The sequence below is a fragment of the Oceanisphaera ostreae genome (genome assembly GCF_042676125.1).
GTDB classification, from domain to species: Bacteria; Pseudomonadota; Gammaproteobacteria; order Enterobacterales; family Aeromonadaceae; genus Oceanimonas; species Oceanimonas ostreae.
The window spans coordinates 1-20844 of sequence record NZ_JBHTJS010000015.1; the positions used below are offsets into that span (position 1 = coordinate 1).

Below are 20844 nucleotides of genomic sequence, written 5' to 3' on the forward strand. Positions count from 1 at the left end.
AGTGAAGCGTAAAGAGTGAAGCGTAAAGAGTGAAGCGTAAAGAGTGAAGCGTAAAGAGTGAAGCGTGAAGCGTGAAGCGTAAAGAGTGAAGCGTGAAGTAATACCAATCTAAGTAAAAATGTGATCTATTTGAAATATGGATACTCAAGGCAACAGAGTCACCTCCCATTAAGCACCGAGTTGTCTGCAGGCCGCACCCACAGGGGACTCCGTGGTATAGGGACGGATGAAGAGATCTGCTCCACCGACCATCACATGACAGGGACGTCATGTGCTGAGCGCCACAAGGATGTGCTTGCAGCGTGTCGGTGGAGTAGACCCTTCGTTCGGCCTTTACATAGCAGCTAAATAGATCAGTTACTTACTCAGTTTGGTATAAAGAGTAAATATAACGGTTGTCTTTAAAAGCACCATTTAACCTTAAAATTCTTAGGGTTTTTTATTACTAATTAAGCTGCTAGGGTAATAAAACAATCAGCAAAATGAATAACGGAGCAAATATGAAAACCACTTCAATTGCCCTGTTTCTAGCACTAAGCGCGGGGTATTTAGGTGCCGCTACGGCCGCCTCCACTAAGGACAGCACAGTAAAGACAGGCAAGGAAGCCATCGCCAGTGATCATGAAACAAGTCAAACACCAACCGTATCCAACCATACTTCGATAGCAACCAAAAAACACAGCGATAAGCCTTAAGCTTTCAAAAAACACCTGCCTTCTGAAGGCGCGAAGACGGCAGAAAAAAACCAACAAAAGAATACCGCTTTATGTTGTGCTGGGCGCTGAGTTTCAATCTTACCAATCAAAACTTAGCTGTTCGCTGTGGGCAGCTTCTTGTTCATGATCTAGCTCTACGCTCACGCCTACCAAGCGCACGCTTCGACCATTGGCTCGTGCCCACGCTTCAATACACAGTTGTTCGGCCATGTCTGCATCAAGCTCAGCACAACGTCGAGACAGCGTCGTTTGAGTAAAGTCATCGAACTTCAGCTTGATGCACAGCCCCTTAATAGCGCGATTATTTAGCCTATTAACTAACTCCGGCCATAAGCCCGATAATACGACTATGCCTTGCTCTGCTTGCTGAATATCTTCCTGCAACGTGGTTTCTACGCCAACCGACTTTCGTATGCGATCAGTCTGCACTTCTCGATCGTCTATGCCCAGCGCGCGCTGCCATAACAAAGCACCAAACTTCCCAAAGCGGCGGATAAGCTCAGCTTCTCCTACTTCACCTAATTGGGCACAATGGGTTAATCCCATCGTGCTAAGCTTTTCGGCTGTTTTTCGACCCACTCCAGGTATTTTGGCCAGCGGCAATTGGCGTACAAAATCGGCCACCGCGGCAGGAGGCAGTACAAATAAACCGTCTGGTTTGTTTTCATCCGAGGCAATTTTGGCTAAAAACTTATTGGGCGCGACACCGGCCGAGGCCGTGAGCTGCAGTTCTTCATGAATAGTGTGGCGAATATGCTCGGCAATGCGGGTTGCACTGCCAGCAAACCAAGTGCTGTCGGTAACGTCTAGATAGGCTTCGTCGAGGGATAAGGGCTCAACAAGGTGGGTATAACGATGAAATATTTCACGAAGCTGCAGCGATACCGCTTTATAATCGGCCATATTGCCCGGCACTAATAATAAATGTGGGCAGCGTTGCAAAGCCTGATGGCTCGACATGGCAGAGTGGATACCAAACTTACGAGCAGGATAATTGCAGGTGGCAATCACGCCACGTCGCTCGGCTCGCCCACCAATGGCCAAGGGTATATCACGCCACTCGGGGTGAGCGCGCATTTCCACTGCCGCATAAAAGCAGTCCATGTCGACATGAATAATTTTACGCATCACTCAAGAGCAGCTGTACGCTGTACGTTAATCGCTATACGAAAAACCAATTCGTACGGCGTACAGCGGTTAACGTACAGCCACATTTAACGCCCTTCGGCGTTAAATGATGCGATTTTCTTCGAGCATCTGGCGCTTGGCTTCTGCTTTGGCGATTTTCTTCTGGCGGCTTTCGCACGGGTCGTCGCAGTCGCAGGCTTTATCTATGCCCACGGTGCCTAGGCCGCCGCAAGAGCCAGCAATGGTCTTGCGTTGCACAATATAGCCGATGGCCATGGCAAAAAAGACCAAAGCAAACGCGACAAAAGTTATCAGAAAATACAGCATATCAACCTCTTAAGTACTTCTTGAAAGCGTGGGTCATATCAACTTTGAAACCATCATCCGTTTTGGTCAGCAGATACACAGCAAGATCATGCTGCTCGGCAAAGGCCAGTGCACGTTCAGGTCCCATGACGGTCAGTGCCGTAGCAAGTCCATCTGCAATCATACAGGAGGGATGGATCACTGTCACCGATGCCAAATTATGCTTAATGGGCTGACCGGTTTTCGGATCTATGGTGTGGGATAATCGCTGACCATCTAGCTCGTAGTAATTACGATAATCACCAGAGGTAGCCACGCTGTTATTACCCGCCAGCACCACCTGTTGCACTAATTCGTCACTGCGGCCATCACTGTTATGAGGCTTTTCTACTGCAACAGTCCACGGCTTATTATGACCATTATGGCCGCTAAGGCGCACTTCACCGCCAATTTCCACCAGATGATTACCCAAGCCTTGCTCGTTTAAGTATTCAGACACCACATCCACGCCAAACCCTTTGGCAATCGACGATAAGTCTACATACAGCTCGGGTATTGCTTTGTATAGATACTGGCCATCGGCGTCATATGCTACGCGCAAGTGTTCAAGCCCGGTGTGAGCCTGCGTTTCGTCTAGCTGCTGTTGTGACGGTATTTTCACCGGTCTTTCGTCTGGGCCAAACCCCCACAAATTGACCAGTGGGCCAACCGTCACATCCAGGGTGTGTTCGGTTTGGCGACCTAATTGCAATGCCGCCGTGACTACCTTGGCGGTGTCAGCAGATACAGCAAAAGGGCCTGAGCTTGTAGACTGGTTAAATTGGCTTAGCTCGGAGTCATCCAGATAGGTCGACATCTGCTGGTTAACCACATCGAGACGTTGGTCAATCTCAGTTTGTAGCTCTTGAACTCGCTCCGCTTCAAGGCCGGCAATTTTAATAGAATAGTAGGTGCCCATGGTGTTGCCGATAAGGTGTTGCTCACTGGCAGTCAGGGGCGCATGAATATCAGCCGGTTTGCACGCGACCAATAAAAAGGCCAGCCCCAGTGGGGCCAGCCATTTAGTTATATAAGAACTCATTAGAGTTTAATCACCTTTGCGTTTAACTCAGGGTGTTTAATCAATGGCCTTTGACAAGCAGTGTTTAACCACCAAAGTCATCAAGCATAATGTTGTCTTCTTCTACGCCTAAGTCTTTGAGCAGCGTGATCACAGCGGCGTTCATTACCGGCGGTCCACACATGTAGTATTCACAATCTTCCGGCGCTTCGTGATCCTTCAGATAGTTCTCAAACAACACGTTATGAATAAAGCCAGTATGACCAGTCCACTCATCTTCTGGGGTTGAGTCACTTAAGGCCACGTGCCACTGGAAGTTATCATGCTGTTCTTGCAACGTATCAAAATCTTCTACATAGAACATTTCGCGACGTGAACGGGCACCATACCAGAAGCTGATCTTACGCTTAGAGTCTAAACGCTTAAGCTGATCGAAGATGTGCGAGCGCATCGGAGCCATACCGGCACCACCACCAACAAACACCATTTCTGCTTCGGTATCTTTGGCAAAGAACTCACCAAACGGACCAGAAATAGTCGCTGTATCACCTGCTTTCAATGACCAGATGTAAGACGACATTTTGCCCGGAGGCGCGCTCCAGTTACGGGGCGGCGGTGTCGCAATACGCACGTTCAACAGAATGATGCCTTCTTCTTCCGGATAGTTGGCCATGGAGTAAGCGCGGATAGTTTCCTCGTCTACTTTAGACTCCAACTCGAAGATGTTGAACTTGTCCCAATCTTCGCGGTATTTCTCAGGCACTTCAAAGTCTTTGTACTGAATGTGGTGCGGTGGCGCTTCTATTTGAATATAACCACCGGCACGGAACGGTACACTTTCGCCGTTAGGAATTTTTAGCTTCAATTCTTTAATGAAAGTGGCTTTGCTGTCATTAGACAACACTTCGCAATCCCATTTCTTGATGCCAAACACTTCTTCCGGCAATTCAATTTTCATGTCTTGCTTGACGTTAACCTGACAAGACAAGCGCTCGCCAGCACGAGCTTCACCTTTAGAGATGTGATCCAGCTCGGTTGGCAGAATTTCACCGCCACCGTCTAAAATACGCACACGACACTGGCCACAAGTACCGCCGCCGCCACAGGCAGAAGAGACGAAGATACCGTTATTGGCCAACGCGCCTAGCAGTTTACCGCCAGCACCCGTGGTGATCGCCTTATCGGGATCATCATTGATGCTGATAGTCACATCCCCTTCCGCGACCAGCTTGGACTTAGCAAACAGGATAATGCTTACTAGGACCAGCACAATCACGGTAAACATGACCACGCCTAGAATGATTTCCATCGTTTATTCCTTTTCTATCACCGGATTACAGGGATATGCCAGAGAAAGACATGAAGCCAATTGCCATTAGGCCGGCAGAGATGAAGGTAATCCCCAAACCGCGCAAACCATCAGGCACATCTGAATACTTCATCTTCTCGCGTATACCGGCTAGCAATACAATTGCCAGCATCCAGCCTACACCTGAGCCAAAGCCGTAAACGATGGACTCAGCAAAGTTATAATCTCGCTGCACCATGAAAGACACACCACCGAAGATGGCACAGTTTACGGCGATCAACGGTAAGAAAATGCCCAGTGCGTTATAGAGCGCCGGGAAGAACTTATCTAACAGCATTTCCAGAATTTGTACCAAGGCTGCAATAACCCCGATAAAGGTAATGAAGTTCAAAAAGCTCAAGTCCACGCCGTCAACTAAGACGCCATCTTTCAGCACATAGTTGTAGACTAAGTTGTTTACCGGTACTGCTAAAGTCAGAACCACTACAACCGCTACGCCCAAACCAAACGATGTTTTTACCTTTTTAGACACTGCCAAAAAGGTACACATGCCGAGGAAGAAGGCCAATGCCATGTTTTCGATGAAAATGGCACGAACAAACAAACTAATATAATGTTCCATGCTTACTCCTTCGCCTCAACCTGATCGGGGCGCATGGTACGCACTACCCAGATAATGCCGCCGATAATAAAGAAGGCACTAGGTGGCAACAGCATTAAACCGTTCGCTTGATACCAACCGCCATTTTTAACTAGCGGCAAAATTTCAAGACCAAACCAAGTACCAGAGCCAAACAACTCACGAATAGTGGCTACGATCAGCAAGATCAAACCATAACCTAAGCCGTTACCAATACCATCAAAGAACGACATTAAAGGCGGACTCTTCATGGCGTAGGCTTCGGCGCGGCCCATTACGATACAGTTGGTAATAATCAAGCCAACGAATACCGAGAGCTGCTTGGAAATGTCATAGGCGTACGCTTTTAAGATCTGATCCACTACTATTACCAAAGAGGCAATAATGGCCATCTGCGCAATAATACGCACCGAGTTTGGGATCTGATTACGTACTAATGAGATAAACAGGTTAGAGAACGCGGTAACCGCAACCACCGCCAGCGCCATCACGAATGCAGTTTGCATTTGTGAGGTAACCGCCAAGGCCGAACAAATACCCAGTATCTGTAGCGTAATGGGGTTATTGCCGACAATAGGTCCAAAGAGAACCTTTTTAATTTCTGCTTTATCAGCCATTGTTGAGCTCTCCTTCACGCACCTTGGTCAGGAAAGGACCAAAGCCCTTATCGCCTAACCAGAATTCAAAGGTCTGCTGCACGCCCTTAGACGTTAGGGTAGCGCCAGACAAGCCATCAACACTTGAAGGAGCATCAGCAGGCGCGCCGCCTTTCACGATTTTAATCGCGGGCTTACCATTTTCGTCATACAGCTTCTTACCCACAAACTGAGCGCGCCAGCTAGGGTTTTCCACTTCACCACCCAAACCTGGGGTTTCGCCCTGATCGTAGTAAGTGATGCCTTTAATGGTATTGCCATCGGGTGCAACGGCAATAAAAGCGTACATGGTAGACCACAAACCCTGACCGTGGATGGGCAGAATAATACTGTCCAAGTTACCGTCTTCGTCGTTGGCCATATACACAGGCACTAAATTAGCACGACGACGGATGCTGGCAGGATCTTCGCTTGAATCAAGCTTTATGCTTGATTTTGGCTCTTTCGCTGCCACACGTTGGTCATAGCCTGCAACAGGCTGGTCCGAAAACTCACCAGTCGTCAGGTCTAATAACTTGGCATCAATAAAACGCTCATAGTTTTCGGCTACGTCTTTACGACCAAAGCCGGCAACGGCAACGATATTGGTTTGTACGTCTAGTGCTTTATTCAGTTGTTGGGTTGGCTTTAGCAATACTGCTGCACCCGATACCACGACCGAACATACCAAACATAAGACGCCGATTACGGCAAATGTTCTGCCGACAGATTCTTTTTTAGCCACGAGCCAGTCTCCGTTTGATGTTAGCCTGCACCACAAAGTGGTCAAACAAGGGAGCGAACAGGTTGGCGAACAGAATAGCCAGCATCATGCCCTCAGGGAAAGCGGGGTTGACCACTCGGATGAGCACCACCATGACGCCGATCAATGCGCCGTACCACCATTTAGCCTTATTGGTAAAGGAGGCAGACACGGGGTCCGTTGCCATAAACATCATGCCGAAGGCAAAGCCACCCAACACCAAATGCCAATACCACGGCATGCTGAACATAGCGTTAGTGTCGGAGCCGATGAAGTTAAACAAGGCAGCCATGGCCACCATGCCAATCATCACGCCGGCGACTATTCGCCAAGAGGCAATACCCAGATAGATGATGAACAAGCCACCAAGAAAAATCGCCAGGGTAGAAACTTCACCAATTGAGCCTTGGATATTACCGATAAAGGCATCCATCCAGCTAATCAAGGTGCCAGTATTGGCATCCATCAGAGCCGCTTGGCCACCGCTCGCCCACTGACCTAATGCAGTCGCGCCTGAGAAGCCATCAACCGCGGTCCATACCGTGTCACCTGAAATTTCTGCCGGGTAGGCGAAAAACAGGAAGGCACGTCCAGCCAACGCAGGGTTGAGAAAGTTTTTGCCAGTACCGCCAAAAATTTCTTTGGCCACTACCACACCGAAGGTGATACCCAGCGCCGCTTGCCATAACGGCAAGGTCGCAGGAACAATCAGTGCGAACAGCACAGAGGTAACAAAGAAGCCTTCGTTTACTTCATGCTTACGTACACTAGCAAAAATGACTTCCCAGAAACCACCAACCAAAAATACCGTCGCATAAATTGGCAGGAAGTAAGTGGCGCCCAACAGCAGCTTACTGCCCCAGCCAGCACCATCGCCTAGGGTTGCCCCTAAAGCTTGTGCTAGACCATAGCGCCAGTTGCCATCGATAATACCCGCCAGTTCGCCTGGGCTGTACATGCTCATTAGGGCATTAATCGTTTGCCCCCCTGAGTTGTACATACCAAAGAACATGGCTGGAAACGTCGCCATCCACACCATGATCATGATGCGCTTCAAGTCGATACTGTCGCGCACATGAGAGGCATTGCGTGTCACCATACCGGGGGTATAGAGCACGGTAGCTACCGCTTCATATAGGGCGTAAAACTTTTCGTACTTCCCACCCGGCTCGAAATGATGTTCGAGCTTTTCTAGAGTGTGTTTTAAGCTCATTACTTAGCCCTCTTGCTCAATCGTGGTCAGACACTTGCGCAGCACCTGGCCATAATCGTATTTACCCGGACACACATAGGTACATAGCGCCAGATCTTCTTCATCCAGTTCCAAGCAGCCCAGGGTTTGCGCACCGTCTGTGTCGTTAGACAACAAGTCACGTAGCAGCAGAGTCGGCAAAATATCAAGCGGCATAATGCGCTCGTAGTTACCGATTGGCACCATTGCACGAGGTGAACCATTGGTGGTGGTAGTCAAGTCAAACAGCTTGCCCTTGGTCAGATGACTCAGGTAAGCACGGGTGACAGAGAACTTATTAGCACCGGGTGCTAGCCAACCAAACAGTTCTTTTTCACGACCTTCAGCCAGTACCGACACCTGCAAGTGATAACGACCCAAATAAGCATGGGGGCCACTTGCGGCGGTGCCGTATAGCACGGAGCCAGAAATAACGCGGTTTTCACCGTCTTGTAGCTCACTGGCAGTTAATGCATCTAACGACGCACCAATGCGAGTACGTAGCAAACGCGGTTTTTGTACCACGGGGCCACCTAATGCCACCACACGATCGGTAAATAGCTCACCGGTGGTGAACAGCTTGCCAAAGGCGATCACATCTTGATAATTGATGTGCCACACCACTTTGCCCGGAATTATCGGGTCAATAAAGTGAATATGAGTGCCGGGCAAGCCCGCAGGATGCAAACCAGTAAAGACATGTTCTTTAATATTGCCAGCAGGCGCCTGAGGTAGGCTGCCTTCACCTTTACATACGTGCACTTGGCCTTCTGTTAGCCGGCTTAACACCTGTAGACCATCGGTAAATGCCTGGGCATATTCCTTAATGATCAATTCGGCATTAGCGCTCAGCGGATTAGAATCCATGGCGGTAACAAAGATGGAGCTTGGTGTGGAATCGATAGCAGGCACCTTGCTAAAGGGGCGTGTACGCAGCGCCGTCCACAGGCCGGATTCAACCAGCTGGTCGCGAACGGTATCGAGTTCCAGTTTAGAAAGTTCAGCAGAAGCATATTTTGAAAAAGTAATCTGATCTTCGCTGTCATCAACCGCTATTACTACTGATTGCAGAACACGCTTAGCACCACGGTTTATTTCAACCACGGTACCAGCGGCGGGAGCTGTGAATTTAACGCCAGGATTCTTCTTGTCTACGAAGATAACCTGACCTTTTTTAACATGATCCTCTACCTTAACGAACATGGTAGGGCGCATGCCCACAAACTCTTCGCCGAGCGTAGCAACGCGCTTGATGGCAGGGCCATCGTAGATTACTTGCTCTGGTGCCCCGGATACCGGGAGGTCCAGCCCTTTTTTAATTGTAATCATACTCACTTGCACTACTTGTTAGAGGAAGACAGGTACTTGCCATGTCGAACATGACAACATGCTGATGAGTCGCTACCGGTCTGCCCACTTTCACGTCGACAACCGCCCGACCACAGTCCGGTAACATCCAGCCTAAAACTTAAGGCGCATAATGTTAACACTTTTACCGCAGTGGCTGCCATGGCAATTACCAATATTTACCACCGTCAGCATAAATGGCGGTGACATAAACAAGACTGAAGCTAAAGTAAAGTAATGATAGTGGGTTGCTCATTAAAGTTTAGCCCCAAACGGGCCTCACCAGTGCATGACGCATCTATAAAGGTGCGTGATGCTAACCGCTCACCCCACCTTGACCTCGGCACGCAGGACTGTCTTGAGCCCCTTCACGAGCCTGCCACTCAGCCGTGGTAAAAGTGTGTAACGCCAAGGCATGTACGCCACCCGCCAGTTCATCGGCCAACAAGGCATTCAGCTTTCGGTGGCGCGCTAGCAATCTCTGCCCCTCAAACTGCTCGCTTATCACCACCAGCTTAAAGTGCGTCTCTGAACCCGGCTGCACGCGGTGCATATAGCTTTCGTTGATGACTTCTAAGTGCGTTGGCGCCAATGCAGCCTGCACTTTTTGTTCAATTTGAGCTTGTATAGACATTATTTACTCCTAATTAATATTTAAGACCCACGCTGTACGCCTTACGCCTTACGCAATACGTCATGCGTCTGGTGGTTATCTTTGACTTACAGCGTAAGACGTATGGCGGTATTTCATCTCTTGTTCAGCAAACGAAACGTTAAATTAATGCGCTCGCCTTCACTGGCTGCCATTTTAGGCAAGGCATGCTGCCAATGATGCTGCATTTCGCCGGCCATCACCAATAAACTGCCGTGGGTTAATAGCAGTTGTCGGCGTTCACCATTAACGTGGCGTAACACAAAACGACGGCTGACGCCTAAGCTTAGCGAGGCTATCACCGGGTTAACGCCCAATTCAGGCTCATTATCGGCATGCCAGCCCATACTATCTTGGCCGTGGCGATACAAATTAAGCAACACCCCATTAAATGGCTGCTCGCAAATGGCCTCTATTCGCCGTGCAATATCACGCACTAACGGGTGCCAAATTGTAGGTTCTCGAGTTTTGCCCGAATAGCGATAACGGCCGTCGCCCATCCAACAAGACAATCGCGGCTCGTCCAACTCACGGCCAAACATCGTTAGTTGATGTTGTTGCCAGGAGATCTCGGCGCCCAGCTGTGCCTGCCAACTATCAGCCTCAGCGGCAAAGGCCTCGGGCCACCACAGCAAGCGCCCTTGCTCAAGGGTTAACCATTGAGGAGGATCAATCCATAGCTGCATGCTGCTTTTCCCCTATTAGCTGTTAAAATGCTTTTTTTCTATTGAGTAAAGCCGTCATGAATCACCTTTTCCCCCTGCCTCAAGGCGGTGAACTACTGCTTCGTCGTTATCCTCGCCCAGCCCAACATGGCCTGCAAGCATGGGAAGCGGCAGATGAATACCTGATCAACGAACTAGAAAATCATAGCTGGAATAAAGATGCTCCAGTGCTGATTTTAAACGATGCCTTTGGTGCCCTTAACCTAGCGCTACACCACCATCAGCCGATTAGCATTAATGACTCTCGCATTAGTGAGCTGGCATTGGCCGCCAATGCGCAAGATAATGAGCTAGAGCTCAGTGGGCAATCTCTTACCAGCCTAGATCCTTGGACTGCACAAGCGCCTGGTTTGGTACTGATGAAACTGCCCAGAACCAATGCCTTGCTGGAATATCAGTTGGCCTATCTTAGCCAAATAATGGGGCCCGACACCCTATTTATTGCCGCCGCCAAAGCCAAAGACATTCACGGTTCAACCCTCAAGTTTTTTGAACGCTATATTGGTGACACGAAAACCAGCTTGGCCTGGAAAAAAGCGCGTTTAGTGTTTAGTAAGCGCGATGCTGACAAACCTGCCAGCGAGCTTCCCTTGCCACTGGCTTGGCAACTTGAGGGCACCGACTTTAGTATTTATAACCATGCTAATGTGTTCTCGCGTGCCAATCTTGATATTGGTGCCCGCTTTATGCTGGAACACCTGCCCAGCAATCGTCCGGGGCATATTATCGATTTAGGATGCGGTAATGGTGTGTTGGGCCTGATGGCCATGGCGCAAAACCCAGAAGCCACCGTGACCTTTGTTGATGAGTCGTATATGTCCATCGCCAGTGCCGAACTGACGGTGCAGCATAACTTGCCATCAGACAGCGCTCGTGCGGGCTTTGTGGTCAATAACTGTCTTGATGACGTCGCCGTTAACAGTGCCGAGCTCATATTGTGCAACCCACCTTTTCACCAGAAGCAAGCCATTACCGACCACATTGCGTGGCAAATGTTTGTGGATGCCAAGCGCATACTCAATTCTGGTGGCGAGCTGTGGGTGGTGGCCAATCGCCATCTTGATTACCATATCAAGCTAAAGCGCCTATTCGGTAATCAAACGGTAGTGGCATCTAACCATAAATTCGTTATTCTCAAAGCCATTAAAACCTCTTAAGGAATCTATTATGAAACTCATTAAATGGTTAATGACCGGTATGCTAGCCCTTAGCTTGACTGCCTGTGCTAGTTACTACCCCATCGCCGTTGATGTGGCGCCAACAGTGGATGCCAAAGGCGGTGTGTACCGCGGCCAGACTCTCACACTGAGCAGCCAGGACAGCCGCAAAAATGATTACGTGATTCAGATTGAACAGAACAACAAGGCCCCCGTCGTAGTGGGCGCCAGCAACAATATAAAAGTACAAATGGAACAAGCGTTGGCCCAAGGCCTGAGTAACCAAGGTGCCTTCGTTGAAAACGGCGCCCCCACTCAGGTAACACTGGAGCTGCAAGAAGTGTTGGCTCGAGTGATCCGCGGTCATATTAGTTACGATGTAGTTCAACAACTGCGCATGCAGCTTACGCTCAAGCGCGATGGCCGCACCATTACCAAGCAATATCGCCGCAGTGCCCAGGCGGAATTTCCTGGTCGCCTGCACCCAGAGCTAGACAAGGTAAAAGATGCCTTGAACGAGCAGCTGAGCTTGATGGTCAAAGACATGCTGTCTGACGCTGATGTGCAGCAGTTTATCGGTGGTCAGTCGTGAAGCGCGGTTTCATCCTGCTTGCCGGATTAATGGCCGCTACCGCGGTCTTGGCCGGCCCCAGAGTCGAGCTGGTGACCAATATGGGCACCCTCGAGGTAGAGTTGAACGACACTGCCGCCCCGGCTACCGTCGCCAACTTTTTGCGCTACGTGGATGACGGTAGCTACGACGGCAGCATTTTTCACCGTCTGATCCCGGGGTTTGTAGTGCAAGGAGGCGGGTTTGATACCGATTACAAAAACCTGCCCACGTACAGCCCGGTAGTCAACGAGTCTAACAACGGCCTAGATAACCAAACTGGCACCATTGCGATGGCCCGCACTCAAGATCCGAATAGCGCAACCCGACAGTTTTATATCAACCTCAACGACAACCAATCACTCAATGGTGGCCGCAAAGTCGGCTATACAGTGTTTGGCAAAGTAACCGCTGGTGACGAGGTACTAGCAAAAATGGCTAAGGTCGATACCGGTATGAACATGCAACTGCGTGCTCGGGACGTACCAGAGCAAGATATCGTATTGCAGCAGGTTCGACGCTTAAACAACAGTCAGGCTAGCCACTAAGGTGCACGACGCCACCAAAGAGGGTAAGCGCAGCTGGTCCCAACAACTGGCGCTGTACGCTGAGCGCCGGGTGCTAACGTTGTTAGCGTTAGGGTTTTCTTCTGGTTTACCCATTTTGCTGGTGTTCGGCACACTGTCGTTTTGGTTACGCGAAGCCGGTGTTAGCCGCACCAGCATCGGCTTTTTTAGCTGGGTAGCGCTAGCCTATGGCGTAAAGTGGCTATGGTCGCCGTTAGTCGATCGCCTGCCTTTGCCCATACTGTCACGACTAATGGGCCGAAGACGCAGCTGGATGCTGTTTTCGCAACTGCTGATTATAGCGGCGCTGGTTGGCATGGCTTATTCTGAGCCCACTACCCACATCGTTAGTTTTGCGCTGTTTGCGTTAGCTGTGGCGTTTGCCTCGGCTACCCAAGATATTGTGATTGACGCCTATCGAATAGAAGCCGCTCCCGAGCGCCTGCAAGGTGCGTTGGCGGCGGCTTATATGACCGGTTATCGGCTGGCGATGATTATGGCTGGCGCTGGGGCATTGGCTATAGCGGCGTGGGCAGGATCCGACTTAGGTTATGACCCCATAGGCTGGCAAACCGCCTATTTGTGCATGGCGGGTTTTATGCTGGTGGGGGTGATTACCTGCTTACTGCTCCACGAGCCTGATGTAGATTTAAAATCGCAAGCGGTGGCACAAGCCGAGCATCGTCAGCAGTTAATCAATCAAGGGTATCCGCGTTTTCTGGCTAGCTTGGCGGCATTTATGCGCAGTGCCATGGTGGCACCCTTCGCCGAGTTTTTTCAGCGTTTTGGCAAACAGGCGTTGATTATTCTGGCTCTGATTGCCTGCTATCGGATCTCGGATGTGGTGATGGGGGTAATGGCTAATCCTTTTTATGTCGACATGGGGTTTAGCAAGTCACAAATTGCCACCGTAACCAAAGTGTATGGTGTGATCATGACCTTAGTGGGTGCGGCATTAGGGGGAGTATTAGTCAGTCGCTTTGGTACCTTACGCATCTTGATGCTAGGGGCGATATTATCGGCTGGCACTAATTTAATGTTTGCCTTAATGGCGCAATTTGGTCCAGACGTGCAATTACTCACCGTGATTATCTCACTCGATAACCTGAGTGCCGGTATTGCCACTGCGGCCTTTATAACTTATCTGTCTAGCCTAACTAACGTCGCTTTTTCGGCCACGCAGTACGCACTATTCAGCTCGGTAATGATGTTGCTACCGAAATTTTTGGCAGGCTTTTCCGGCATAGCAGTAGATGCTTATGGCTATGCGCCGTTTTTCATCGGCACCGCCGCCATCGGGCTACCTGTGTTATGGCTGATCAGAAAGGTGGGGAAAACGACGTCAAACGTAAAGGGTGAAGGGTGAAGGGGACAACATAAGATCAAAACACTCAAACCTGGGGCTATTTTTGCCACGGAACCCACGGAAAAATAAAGGCTAACATCAAGATATATTCTGGTAAGGCTTTAAGACAAGCACTGGTGAAGAGTTAAGGGGCGTGCTCTTACCCTTAACTCTTTACCGTTTTATCGCTCTTCGTCTGTGGGTTCCGTGGATTCCGTGGCGAAGAAGTCTTTAATCTCGGTCTTTAAAGGTTCAGGTTTAACCCTTCCCCTTTACGCTTCACGGTTTACCCATCAATCTCGGAAGTTGTTGAACTGCAGCGGCTGCTCCTGATCGTCCTGGCGCAGCAGCGCCATCACCTGCTGTAGATCATCGCGCTTCTTGCCGGTGACTCGCAGCTGTTCACCCTGAATTGACGCCTGTACCTTGATTTTACTGTCCTTGATTTTCTTGACCAGCGTCTTGGCGAGGGGGCTCTCGATGCCCTGTTTGAAACCCAGTTCCTGAATATGACGCTTGCCCGAGCGCACTATGCTACCCGGATCCAACACCTTGGTGTCGATGCCTCGCTTGATCAAGGCCCCCCGCAACATATCCCGCATCTGCTGCAACTGAAACTCAGCATCAGCACTCAGTTTTACCTTCTCGTCTTTCAGTTCAAAGCTGGCTTCAACACCACGAAAATCAAATCGAATTTCCAATTCACGGTTGGCATTCTCCACCGCATTACGTACTTCATTCATTTCAACTTCAGACACAATATCAAAAGATGGCATGATGGCTCCTTTAAAACGGTTTTATTAACCGACAGCGATAAAATAATACGCTGGCACCCGTGAAATTTCACAGTTAACGTATAGGATTAGACTTACTATACATAATAACAAAGTTCAGGGGATAGAGTGATGATGGAATGGACCATTCTTGGAGCAGGTGCTTTAGGCTGTGTTATCGCGGGGCAACTTCACCAAAAAGGTGAACAAGTTGGCTTTATGCTTTCTGAGCGTCATCGCGGTCATTTTCACCCAAAATTAGATTTGATTACGCTCAGTGGCAGCCACCAGTTAATTAATAGTCAGCCTCGCTTTCCTGAGCATTCACGCAAGGTTGAATGCTTGCTGGTGTTCACTAAGGCCTACAATGTACTGGACGCCCTTAAAGAGTTACGGCATTTACCTAAAAGCACGCCGGTGATTTTATTTAACAATGGCATGGGGCTTACCGAGCAAGTAAAAGCGTTATTGCCCGATAATCCCTTATTGGCTGGTGTGTGCAACCATGGCGCCATGAAAGAACAAGACTGGCTGGTGCGTCATACCGGTAAAGGAGAGACTTGGCTGGGCCCCTTAAATGAAGCGGGCAAAGCTTGGGCACACTTGGTGAAGCCATTAGCTGCAGCGTTAGGCCATACAGAGTGGGGGGACGATATCGCCCTGCATCAGCGGCGCAAACTGGCCGTGAATGCCGTGATGAATCCTCTGACCGCTTGCAACAATATCAGTAACGGCCAATTACTAGAGCCCAGATTTTCTGAGGTGCTAGAGCAGCTCACGGATGAAGTTTATCAGGTGATTGCGCGCCTAGATGGCAATGATGCCGAAACCAAAGAGGCTTACCGCCGCCGTTTGCACCAAGTGATTGAGCAAACCGCGACTAACTCCTCTTCTATGCAACAAGATTTAGCCTGCGGGCGTAAAACCGAAATCGATTACATTAGTGGATATATGCTAACTCATGCCGACGGACTACCCGTGCCCGTGAGCCAGCAGCTGTATGATGAAATTAAAAAGCGGGAAGATAGCATGCAGCGCCCGGCTCCCGGCGCCAAGCGCCAAGCTTAACCAAACGACAAGACACCGAGTCCAAAGATTCGGTGTTTTGTATCGGACGCTCTTCAAAAAAATACCAAAGCAAGAAGCCTAGCTAAAAAAAAGACACCGAACCTATCTGGCTCGGTGTCTTTTTTTAGCTAGACGCTCGGCTGAATTAAGGTTTATACACCTTCACATTATCAAAGCCTTGCTCTTTTAAATGAATCGCTTGCAAGCGACTCATTACGCCACGGTCGCAATACAGCAAATAGGTTTTATTGGGGTCTAGCTCGGTAAACTGGCTCGATAGCTTAAAAAATGGCATTACGACCACTTTATGACCCGGCACCGCCAATGGCGTTTCTTCTTCTTCTTCTGGCGAGCGAATATCGATGATCACTTCGCCAGCTTCATCACTGCCTTGGCTAAACTCGACTTCGGGCAACTGCCACTTTTCTTCTAACTTGCGAATGTCATCCACTACTGCCGCCTCTATGGCCGCATCCAGCACGCTGAAATCAAAGTTGTCTTCTTCTTCTGCCACTCGGCCCAACTTTGCCTTAATGGTCGGGCTCTTAGAGATAACACCACAATATTCAGGCATTTTTTCGGCATAAGGAGCCGTGCCAATACGGCGTGCGATATCAATAATATCTTGCTTATCGTAGGCCACCAGCGGGCGCATGATCAGCATATCGGTCACCCTGTCAATCACGTTCAAGTTCGTCACCGTCTGGCTCGATACTTGCCCCATAGCTTCACCGGTCACTAAAGAATTAATAGCCAATCGCTCTGCGACTACAGCACCGGCACGCATCATCATGCGCTTAAGGATCACGCCCATGTAGCCGTTATCGACTTTTTCTAGGATCTCGCCCACTACGCCCTCAAAAGGCACCGAGATAAACTTAACCCGATGGGAAGATCCGTACTTCTTCCACAAGTAGTACACCACCTCACGTACCCCAGCCTCGTGCTCTTCACCACCTAGGTTAAAGAAGCAATAATGTACGCGGCTGCCGCGCTTGATGAACTGATAAGAGGACACACCCGAGTCATATCCACCGGACATCAAGCTGAGTACACTTTCTTGAGTGGCAATAGGATAACCGCCCAAACCGGGATATTGTTGAGTCACCAAATACAGGCGCTCACCATCCAGCTCAAGGTTCACTTGCACATCTGGATTTTTTAATTTTACTCCCGCCGTATCGCAGCGCTGATTTAAGCCGCCACCCACATAGCGCTCCACATCCAATGAACTGAATATCTGTTGGCCACGGCGCTTCGCGCGTACGCAAAAGGTTTTGCCAGCCAATAAGCTACCAAACGCCTGTTCGGTGTGGGTTAAGATATCATCTAACGTAGCCACTTGGTGCTCTTGTACTTCTAAATACGACTGAATGCCGGGAATACAGGCCAAGGAGTCAATCACGCCTTGACGATGTTCTTCAACATTACTGCGCACGATCAGCTTGTCCCAGTCGGACCGAATTTTGACGTTTTCATCCAAAGGGCTTAATACATTACGAATGTTGCCTTGCAGTAGTTTGCACATGCGCTGGCGCACCGAACGGCTCTTGATGGTAATTTCTGGATGAAGCTTGATAATAAATTTCATAAATGCGGTACGCCTAGAACAACAAAAGAGTAAAAAACATAAAAATAAAGCCCGACATTATACACCGAGCAGCGCCCAGCGCCCAGCACCAAGCGAATCGCTAAAAAATACAAACCATAGCAGTAAGCGGTACGCTGTACTCCTTACGTTAAAGATAAACACTGCTCGGCGCTGTGCTCTTTACTTAGCGCGGCGCGTTTAAGTCCATGGGTGCGGTGAATTTGGGCTTGCCTTGAGAAATGGTAATTTCTACGCGGCGATTACGGCGGCGGCTTTCTGCAGTATCGTTCTGCACTAAAGGCCGCGTGCCTGCCATGCCCATTACCACCATGCGCTCGTCGGCAAAGCCTTCCACCTTTAATAACTGATCGGCTACCGCCAAGGCGCGCTGTGACGATAACTCCCAGTTAGAACGAAATAGCTCATTGTGGCTTTGTACATCATCGGTGTGACCCGAGACTAATATTTCACCTGGGATGTCTTTAAGCAAACCGCCAATTTTGCGTACTACTGGCCAAAACTGCGGCTGTAAAAAAGCCGAGCCAGAAGAAAATGACGCATTTTCTTTAATACGAATAATCACCTGCTGGCCCAGCGCTTCAATTTCAATGGCATCTAGCTCAATAGAATCATTCAATTCTTCTGCCAGCTCTTGCGCCAAAGCCATGGTTTGCGGGTCAACTTGCGGAATATCCGCCTCTTCGCCACCACTTTGGTTGCCCGTTTCGCGGTTTTGCCCTGAAGAACGGTCGGTTTCGCCAGGCTGAAAGTCGAGTTCGGCCTGGGTTGAGTCGGTAGTGTGCTGCATGATCACATCAATAGGGGTGGGCTGTGGCTGGCCGGGACGAAACTCTAGCGCAATCACCGAGGTGCCTTTGGGTATTTCGGTCACTTCTAATTGATTTTGTACCCCAAAAGCATACTTCATGCTGCCGGCTACTTGTTTGAACTTCACCACATCCATCTCGGCAAAAGCCAACAGCAGTACAAAAAAACTCATTAATATAGTGGCGAGATCAGCAAAGGTCGCCATCCAAGCGGGGGCTCCGGCGGCGGCCTTCTTACACTTTTTAGCCACTACTCCTCCTTCGACCGCTTATTATCGGCCAAGTAGTTTTCTAGTAAGCCCTGCAACACCCGCGGGTTTTGGCCGTCTTGAATGCCCAACACCGCATCTAAAATAAGCGTGCGGTTCAAGCGCTCTTCTTCTGAGCGCAGTTCGAGCTTGTCGGCAATGGGCAGTGCTAGCATGTTGGCCAACATGGCGCCATATAGGGTTGTCAGCAAGGCAATGGCCATCGCTGGGCCGATGGCTTTAGGATCATCCATATTGGCCAGCATGGCCACTAGGCCGATAAGGGTACCAATCATGCCCATGGCTGGTGCCACATCGCCCAGTGCGCGAAATATTTTGGCGCCCTGCTCCTGTCGCTCGGCGGTAAGGTCAATGTCTTTTTCTAGCGCCTGCTTCACGACGCTCTGTTCGTGACCGTCCACCAGCATATCCACCGCTTTTTGCAAAAACGGATTGGTGATTTCGGCCTCTTCCAGTGCTAAAAAACCGCCTTTACGGGCAGCGTCGGCAAGTACTACTACCCGCTCAATTAGTTCTTCGGGCTTTTCTAGCTTAAAAATAAAGGCCTTGGCCGCGACTTTAGCTGCGCCTAAAAATTGGCCCAAGTTGAACTTCATCATCACCACAAAGAGCGAGCCGATAAAGACAATAAAAAAAGAGGGCACATCGGCATACATACCGAGACTGCCTCCTAGCACCATGGCCATGGCAATAAATGCCAAACCACCGACTAATCCGATAATCGTTGCCAGATCCAAAGCAAGGTCCTTATGAGTTGTTACATGTTTATAAACATGATTATTATGGACATAATTGGCGCCAATCTTACCTTGTTATGCCTTATGTTGTCGCCTTAGGTTTTATCGGCAACGTTCATGAATCCTTAAACTCTTTTAATCACCCGCTTGCTTCGCATTCTATAAGTTTCGCCAAATGTACGGTGGCAATGATACTATTGGCCATCATTTTGCCGCTTAATGACAGAGGATGCCCGTGGCTACCAAAAAACCTGAAAATATGGATTTTGAAAGCGCCCTCGCTGAACTAGAAAATCTGGTAAACCAGCTAGAAGAGGGTGATCTGAGTTTAGAGCAGTCACTTAAGTCGTTTGAACGAGGCGTACAGCTGGTGCGCGCCGGTCAACATCGACTGACTCAGGCCGAGCAGCAAGTTCATATTTTACTGCAACAGGATGAAGAACAGCTCACCCCTTTCGCATCGAGCCAAGAGGAACGCTAAGTGGGCTTCATTCAACTGCAACAGCATTATCATGAGCGTATTGCTATCGTATTGGCGGATGCCATTAATAACCTCACTTCATTGGCGCCCACGCTCAAGGCCGCCATGGAATATGGCTTACTGCAAGGCGGAAAGCGCGTGCGCCCCATGCTGGTATACACCAGTGGCGACTTGCTGGACCAGCCCAATAATGCGGCCTTAGATGCCGCCGCCGCCGCCATAGAATGCATTCATGCTTACTCGTTGATCCACGATGACTTACCCGCGATGGACAACGATGATTTGCGCCGAGGACAGCCCACGGTACACACCGCATTTGATGAAGCTACCGCCATTTTAGCCGGCGATGCGCTGCAGGCGTTGGCTTTCGAGTTATTAAGCCAACCTACACTCGGCTTAAGCGCCGAGCGACAATTACGCATGGTGCAAGAGCTAGCTAAAGCCAGCGGTTATCAGGGGATGTGTGGCGGCCAAGCGCTTGATATACAATGGGAGGGCAAGGCCATAGATCCTGCCACCCTAGAAAGTCTGCATCGTCACAAAACCGGCGCGTTAATTCGTGCTGCCGTGCGCTTGGGCGCACTTTGTGCTAACAATATGCAAGAAGTACATTTTACTGCATTAAGCCGTTATGCCGACGCCATTGGGCTCGCATTTCAGGTGCAGGACGATATTCTGGATATTACCGCCGACACCCAAACGCTGGGCAAAACTCAAGGCAAAGATCAAGAGCAGCAAAAAAGTACCTACCCTGCTCTGCTCGGGCTTGATGGTGCCCGCTCTCTTGCCGATAGCTTACAGCAACAGGCATTGTCGGCGCTGGCTGATATCCCCTATCCTACTCAAACACTGGAAGCATTCGCTCTCTACATCGTAAAACGCGATTTTTAGAGCGAGCATAATAATAA

General features: G+C 49.6%; 23 protein-coding genes. 8 read left to right on the plus strand and 15 right to left on the minus strand.

Annotation, left to right across the window (positions count from 1 at the left end):
* Positions 1-500: 500 nt before the first annotated feature.
* On the plus strand, positions 501-695 hold the full coding sequence (locus ACFQ1C_RS05160) for a hypothetical protein (protein ID WP_379557468.1): 195 nt from the start codon (positions 501-503) through the stop codon (positions 693-695).
* Positions 696-794: 99 nt separating this feature from the next.
* Here the strand turns inward: ACFQ1C_RS05160 and dinB are convergent, their stop codons facing one another.
* The 11 genes from dinB to ACFQ1C_RS05215 form a co-directional block, all read right to left on the minus strand.
* Positions 795-1844 (minus strand): DNA polymerase IV, encoded by a 1050-nt coding sequence (gene dinB / locus ACFQ1C_RS05165; protein ID WP_379557628.1) that lies wholly within the window; start codon positions 1842-1844, stop codon positions 795-797.
* 102 nt (positions 1845-1946) lie between these two features.
* The gene (nqrM, locus tag ACFQ1C_RS05170) at positions 1947-2171 is read right to left on the minus strand and encodes a (Na+)-NQR maturation NqrM (protein ID WP_379557469.1); all 225 of its coding nucleotides are present in this window, start codon (positions 2169-2171) and stop codon (positions 1947-1949) included.
* Between the two features lies 1 nt (position 2172).
* Complete coding sequence (locus tag ACFQ1C_RS05175) at positions 2173-3231, minus strand: FAD:protein FMN transferase (RefSeq protein WP_379557470.1); 1059 nt, start codon at positions 3229-3231, stop codon at positions 2173-2175.
* Between the two features lie 64 nt (positions 3232-3295).
* Entirely contained in the window at positions 3296-4519 is a 1224-nt protein-coding gene (gene nqrF / locus ACFQ1C_RS05180) for an NADH:ubiquinone reductase (Na(+)-transporting) subunit F (RefSeq protein WP_379557471.1), read from the minus strand.
* Positions 4520-4544: 25 nt separating this feature from the next.
* On the minus strand, positions 4545-5141 hold the full coding sequence (gene nqrE, locus ACFQ1C_RS05185) for an NADH:ubiquinone reductase (Na(+)-transporting) subunit E (RefSeq protein WP_379557473.1): 597 nt from the start codon (positions 5139-5141) through the stop codon (positions 4545-4547).
* Between the two features lie 2 nt (positions 5142-5143).
* On the minus strand, positions 5144-5776 hold the full coding sequence (locus ACFQ1C_RS05190; protein ID WP_379557474.1) for an NADH:ubiquinone reductase (Na(+)-transporting) subunit D: 633 nt from the start codon (positions 5774-5776) through the stop codon (positions 5144-5146).
* Complete coding sequence (locus ACFQ1C_RS05195; RefSeq protein WP_379557475.1) at positions 5769-6539, minus strand: Na(+)-translocating NADH-quinone reductase subunit C; 771 nt, start codon at positions 6537-6539, stop codon at positions 5769-5771. Before ACFQ1C_RS05195 ends, ACFQ1C_RS05190 begins: the two co-directional genes overlap by 8 nt.
* Positions 6532-7770, minus strand: coding sequence for an NADH:ubiquinone reductase (Na(+)-transporting) subunit B (locus ACFQ1C_RS05200; RefSeq protein ID WP_379557476.1), 1239 nt, complete (start codon positions 7768-7770; stop codon positions 6532-6534). The genes ACFQ1C_RS05195 and ACFQ1C_RS05200 overlap by 8 nt, the downstream gene beginning before the upstream one ends.
* Positions 7771-7773: 3 nt before the next feature.
* Entirely contained in the window at positions 7774-9117 is a 1344-nt protein-coding gene (locus ACFQ1C_RS05205; RefSeq protein WP_379557478.1) for a Na(+)-translocating NADH-quinone reductase subunit A, read from the minus strand.
* Between the two features lie 334 nt (positions 9118-9451).
* Complete coding sequence (locus ACFQ1C_RS05210; protein ID WP_379557480.1) at positions 9452-9769, minus strand: BolA family protein; 318 nt, start codon at positions 9767-9769, stop codon at positions 9452-9454.
* Positions 9770-9882: 113 nt separating this feature from the next.
* Positions 9883-10473: an alpha-ketoglutarate-dependent dioxygenase AlkB family protein gene (locus tag ACFQ1C_RS05215; RefSeq protein ID WP_379557481.1), complete on the minus strand. Its 591-nt coding sequence runs from the start codon at positions 10471-10473 to the stop codon at positions 9883-9885.
* A gap of 56 nt (positions 10474-10529) precedes the next feature.
* Between ACFQ1C_RS05215 and ACFQ1C_RS05220 the strand changes: the two genes are divergently transcribed.
* Genes ACFQ1C_RS05220 through ACFQ1C_RS05235 form a run of 4 tightly spaced genes read left to right on the plus strand, consistent with a single transcriptional unit; the run spans position 10530 to position 14211 of the window.
* Positions 10530-11669: a methyltransferase gene (locus tag ACFQ1C_RS05220; RefSeq protein ID WP_379557482.1), complete on the plus strand. Its 1140-nt coding sequence runs from the start codon at positions 10530-10532 to the stop codon at positions 11667-11669.
* A gap of 10 nt (positions 11670-11679) precedes the next feature.
* Positions 11680-12261 carry a YajG family lipoprotein gene (locus tag ACFQ1C_RS05225; protein WP_379557484.1) on the plus strand — a complete coding sequence of 194 codons (582 nt, stop codon included), beginning with the start codon at positions 11680-11682 and terminating at the stop codon, positions 12259-12261.
* Entirely contained in the window at positions 12258-12827 is a 570-nt protein-coding gene (locus ACFQ1C_RS05230) for a peptidylprolyl isomerase (protein ID WP_379557486.1), read from the plus strand. The genes ACFQ1C_RS05225 and ACFQ1C_RS05230 overlap by 4 nt, the downstream gene beginning before the upstream one ends.
* A gap of 1 nt (position 12828) precedes the next feature.
* A complete protein-coding gene (locus ACFQ1C_RS05235; RefSeq protein WP_379557488.1) occupies positions 12829-14211 on the plus strand; it encodes an AmpG family muropeptide MFS transporter in 1383 nt (460 codons plus the stop codon).
* A gap of 272 nt (positions 14212-14483) precedes the next feature.
* On the opposite strand, the gene ACFQ1C_RS05240 is transcribed toward ACFQ1C_RS05235, so the two are convergent.
* A complete protein-coding gene (locus tag ACFQ1C_RS05240) occupies positions 14484-14966 on the minus strand; it encodes a YajQ family cyclic di-GMP-binding protein (RefSeq protein ID WP_379557490.1) in 483 nt (160 codons plus the stop codon).
* A 129-nt stretch (positions 14967-15095) separates the two neighbouring features.
* Here ACFQ1C_RS05240 and ACFQ1C_RS05245 point away from each other — a divergent pair, with 129 nt between their 5' ends.
* Positions 15096-16031: a ketopantoate reductase family protein gene (locus tag ACFQ1C_RS05245; RefSeq protein WP_379557492.1), complete on the plus strand. Its 936-nt coding sequence runs from the start codon at positions 15096-15098 to the stop codon at positions 16029-16031.
* Between the two features lie 145 nt (positions 16032-16176).
* On the opposite strand, the gene thiI is transcribed toward ACFQ1C_RS05245, so the two are convergent.
* From thiI to pomA, 3 genes are all read right to left on the minus strand, one after another.
* On the minus strand, positions 16177-17622 hold the full coding sequence (gene thiI / locus ACFQ1C_RS05250; protein ID WP_379557494.1) for a tRNA uracil 4-sulfurtransferase ThiI: 1446 nt from the start codon (positions 17620-17622) through the stop codon (positions 16177-16179).
* Between the two features lie 184 nt (positions 17623-17806).
* On the minus strand, positions 17807-18700 hold the full coding sequence (locus ACFQ1C_RS05255; protein WP_379557496.1) for a flagellar motor protein MotB: 894 nt from the start codon (positions 18698-18700) through the stop codon (positions 17807-17809).
* Positions 18700-19455, minus strand: a complete 756-nt coding sequence (pomA, locus tag ACFQ1C_RS05260; protein ID WP_379557498.1) for a flagellar motor protein PomA — start codon at positions 19453-19455, stop codon at positions 18700-18702. Before pomA ends, ACFQ1C_RS05255 begins: the two co-directional genes overlap by 1 nt.
* 229 nt (positions 19456-19684) lie before the next feature.
* Here pomA and xseB point away from each other — a divergent pair, with 229 nt between their 5' ends.
* Both xseB and ispA read left to right on the plus strand, forming a co-directional pair.
* Positions 19685-19936: an exodeoxyribonuclease VII small subunit gene (gene xseB / locus ACFQ1C_RS05265; RefSeq protein WP_379557500.1), complete on the plus strand. Its 252-nt coding sequence runs from the start codon at positions 19685-19687 to the stop codon at positions 19934-19936.
* Positions 19937-20827: a (2E,6E)-farnesyl diphosphate synthase gene (ispA, locus tag ACFQ1C_RS05270; RefSeq protein WP_379557502.1), complete on the plus strand. Its 891-nt coding sequence runs from the start codon at positions 19937-19939 to the stop codon at positions 20825-20827.
* Positions 20828-20844 lie beyond the last annotated feature (17 nt).

What these genes read in the sequence shown, in the direction of transcription:
- ACFQ1C_RS05160 (WP_379557468.1), top strand. Translation starts at nt 501, where the DNA reads ATGAAAACCACTTCAATTGCCCTGTTTCTAGCACTAAGCGCGGGGTAT.
- dinB (WP_379557628.1), bottom strand. Translation starts at nt 1,844, where the DNA reads ATGCGTAAAATTATTCATGTCGACATGGACTGCTTTTATGCGGCAGTG.
- nqrM (WP_379557469.1), bottom strand. Translation starts at nt 2,171, where the DNA reads ATGCTGTATTTTCTGATAACTTTTGTCGCGTTTGCTTTGGTCTTTTTT.
- ACFQ1C_RS05175 (WP_379557470.1), bottom strand. Translation starts at nt 3,231, where the DNA reads ATGAGTTCTTATATAACTAAATGGCTGGCCCCACTGGGGCTGGCCTTT.
- nqrF (WP_379557471.1), bottom strand. Translation starts at nt 4,519, where the DNA reads ATGGAAATCATTCTAGGCGTGGTCATGTTTACCGTGATTGTGCTGGTC.
- nqrE (WP_379557473.1), bottom strand. Translation starts at nt 5,141, where the DNA reads ATGGAACATTATATTAGTTTGTTTGTTCGTGCCATTTTCATCGAAAAC.
- ACFQ1C_RS05190 (WP_379557474.1), bottom strand. Translation starts at nt 5,776, where the DNA reads ATGGCTGATAAAGCAGAAATTAAAAAGGTTCTCTTTGGACCTATTGTC.
- ACFQ1C_RS05200 (WP_379557476.1), bottom strand. Translation starts at nt 7,770, where the DNA reads ATGAGCTTAAAACACACTCTAGAAAAGCTCGAACATCATTTCGAGCCG.
- ACFQ1C_RS05205 (WP_379557478.1), bottom strand. Translation starts at nt 9,117, where the DNA reads ATGATTACAATTAAAAAAGGGCTGGACCTCCCGGTATCCGGGGCACCA.
- ACFQ1C_RS05210 (WP_379557480.1), bottom strand. Translation starts at nt 9,769, where the DNA reads ATGTCTATACAAGCTCAAATTGAACAAAAAGTGCAGGCTGCATTGGCG.
- ACFQ1C_RS05215 (WP_379557481.1), bottom strand. Translation starts at nt 10,473, where the DNA reads ATGCAGCTATGGATTGATCCTCCTCAATGGTTAACCCTTGAGCAAGGG.
- ACFQ1C_RS05220 (WP_379557482.1), top strand. Translation starts at nt 10,530, where the DNA reads ATGAATCACCTTTTCCCCCTGCCTCAAGGCGGTGAACTACTGCTTCGT.
- ACFQ1C_RS05225 (WP_379557484.1), top strand. Translation starts at nt 11,680, where the DNA reads ATGAAACTCATTAAATGGTTAATGACCGGTATGCTAGCCCTTAGCTTG.
- ACFQ1C_RS05240 (WP_379557490.1), bottom strand. Translation starts at nt 14,966, where the DNA reads ATGCCATCTTTTGATATTGTGTCTGAAGTTGAAATGAATGAAGTACGT.
- ACFQ1C_RS05245 (WP_379557492.1), top strand. Translation starts at nt 15,096, where the DNA reads ATGATGGAATGGACCATTCTTGGAGCAGGTGCTTTAGGCTGTGTTATC.
- thiI (WP_379557494.1), bottom strand. Translation starts at nt 17,622, where the DNA reads ATGAAATTTATTATCAAGCTTCATCCAGAAATTACCATCAAGAGCCGT.
- xseB (WP_379557500.1), top strand. Translation starts at nt 19,685, where the DNA reads ATGCCCGTGGCTACCAAAAAACCTGAAAATATGGATTTTGAAAGCGCC.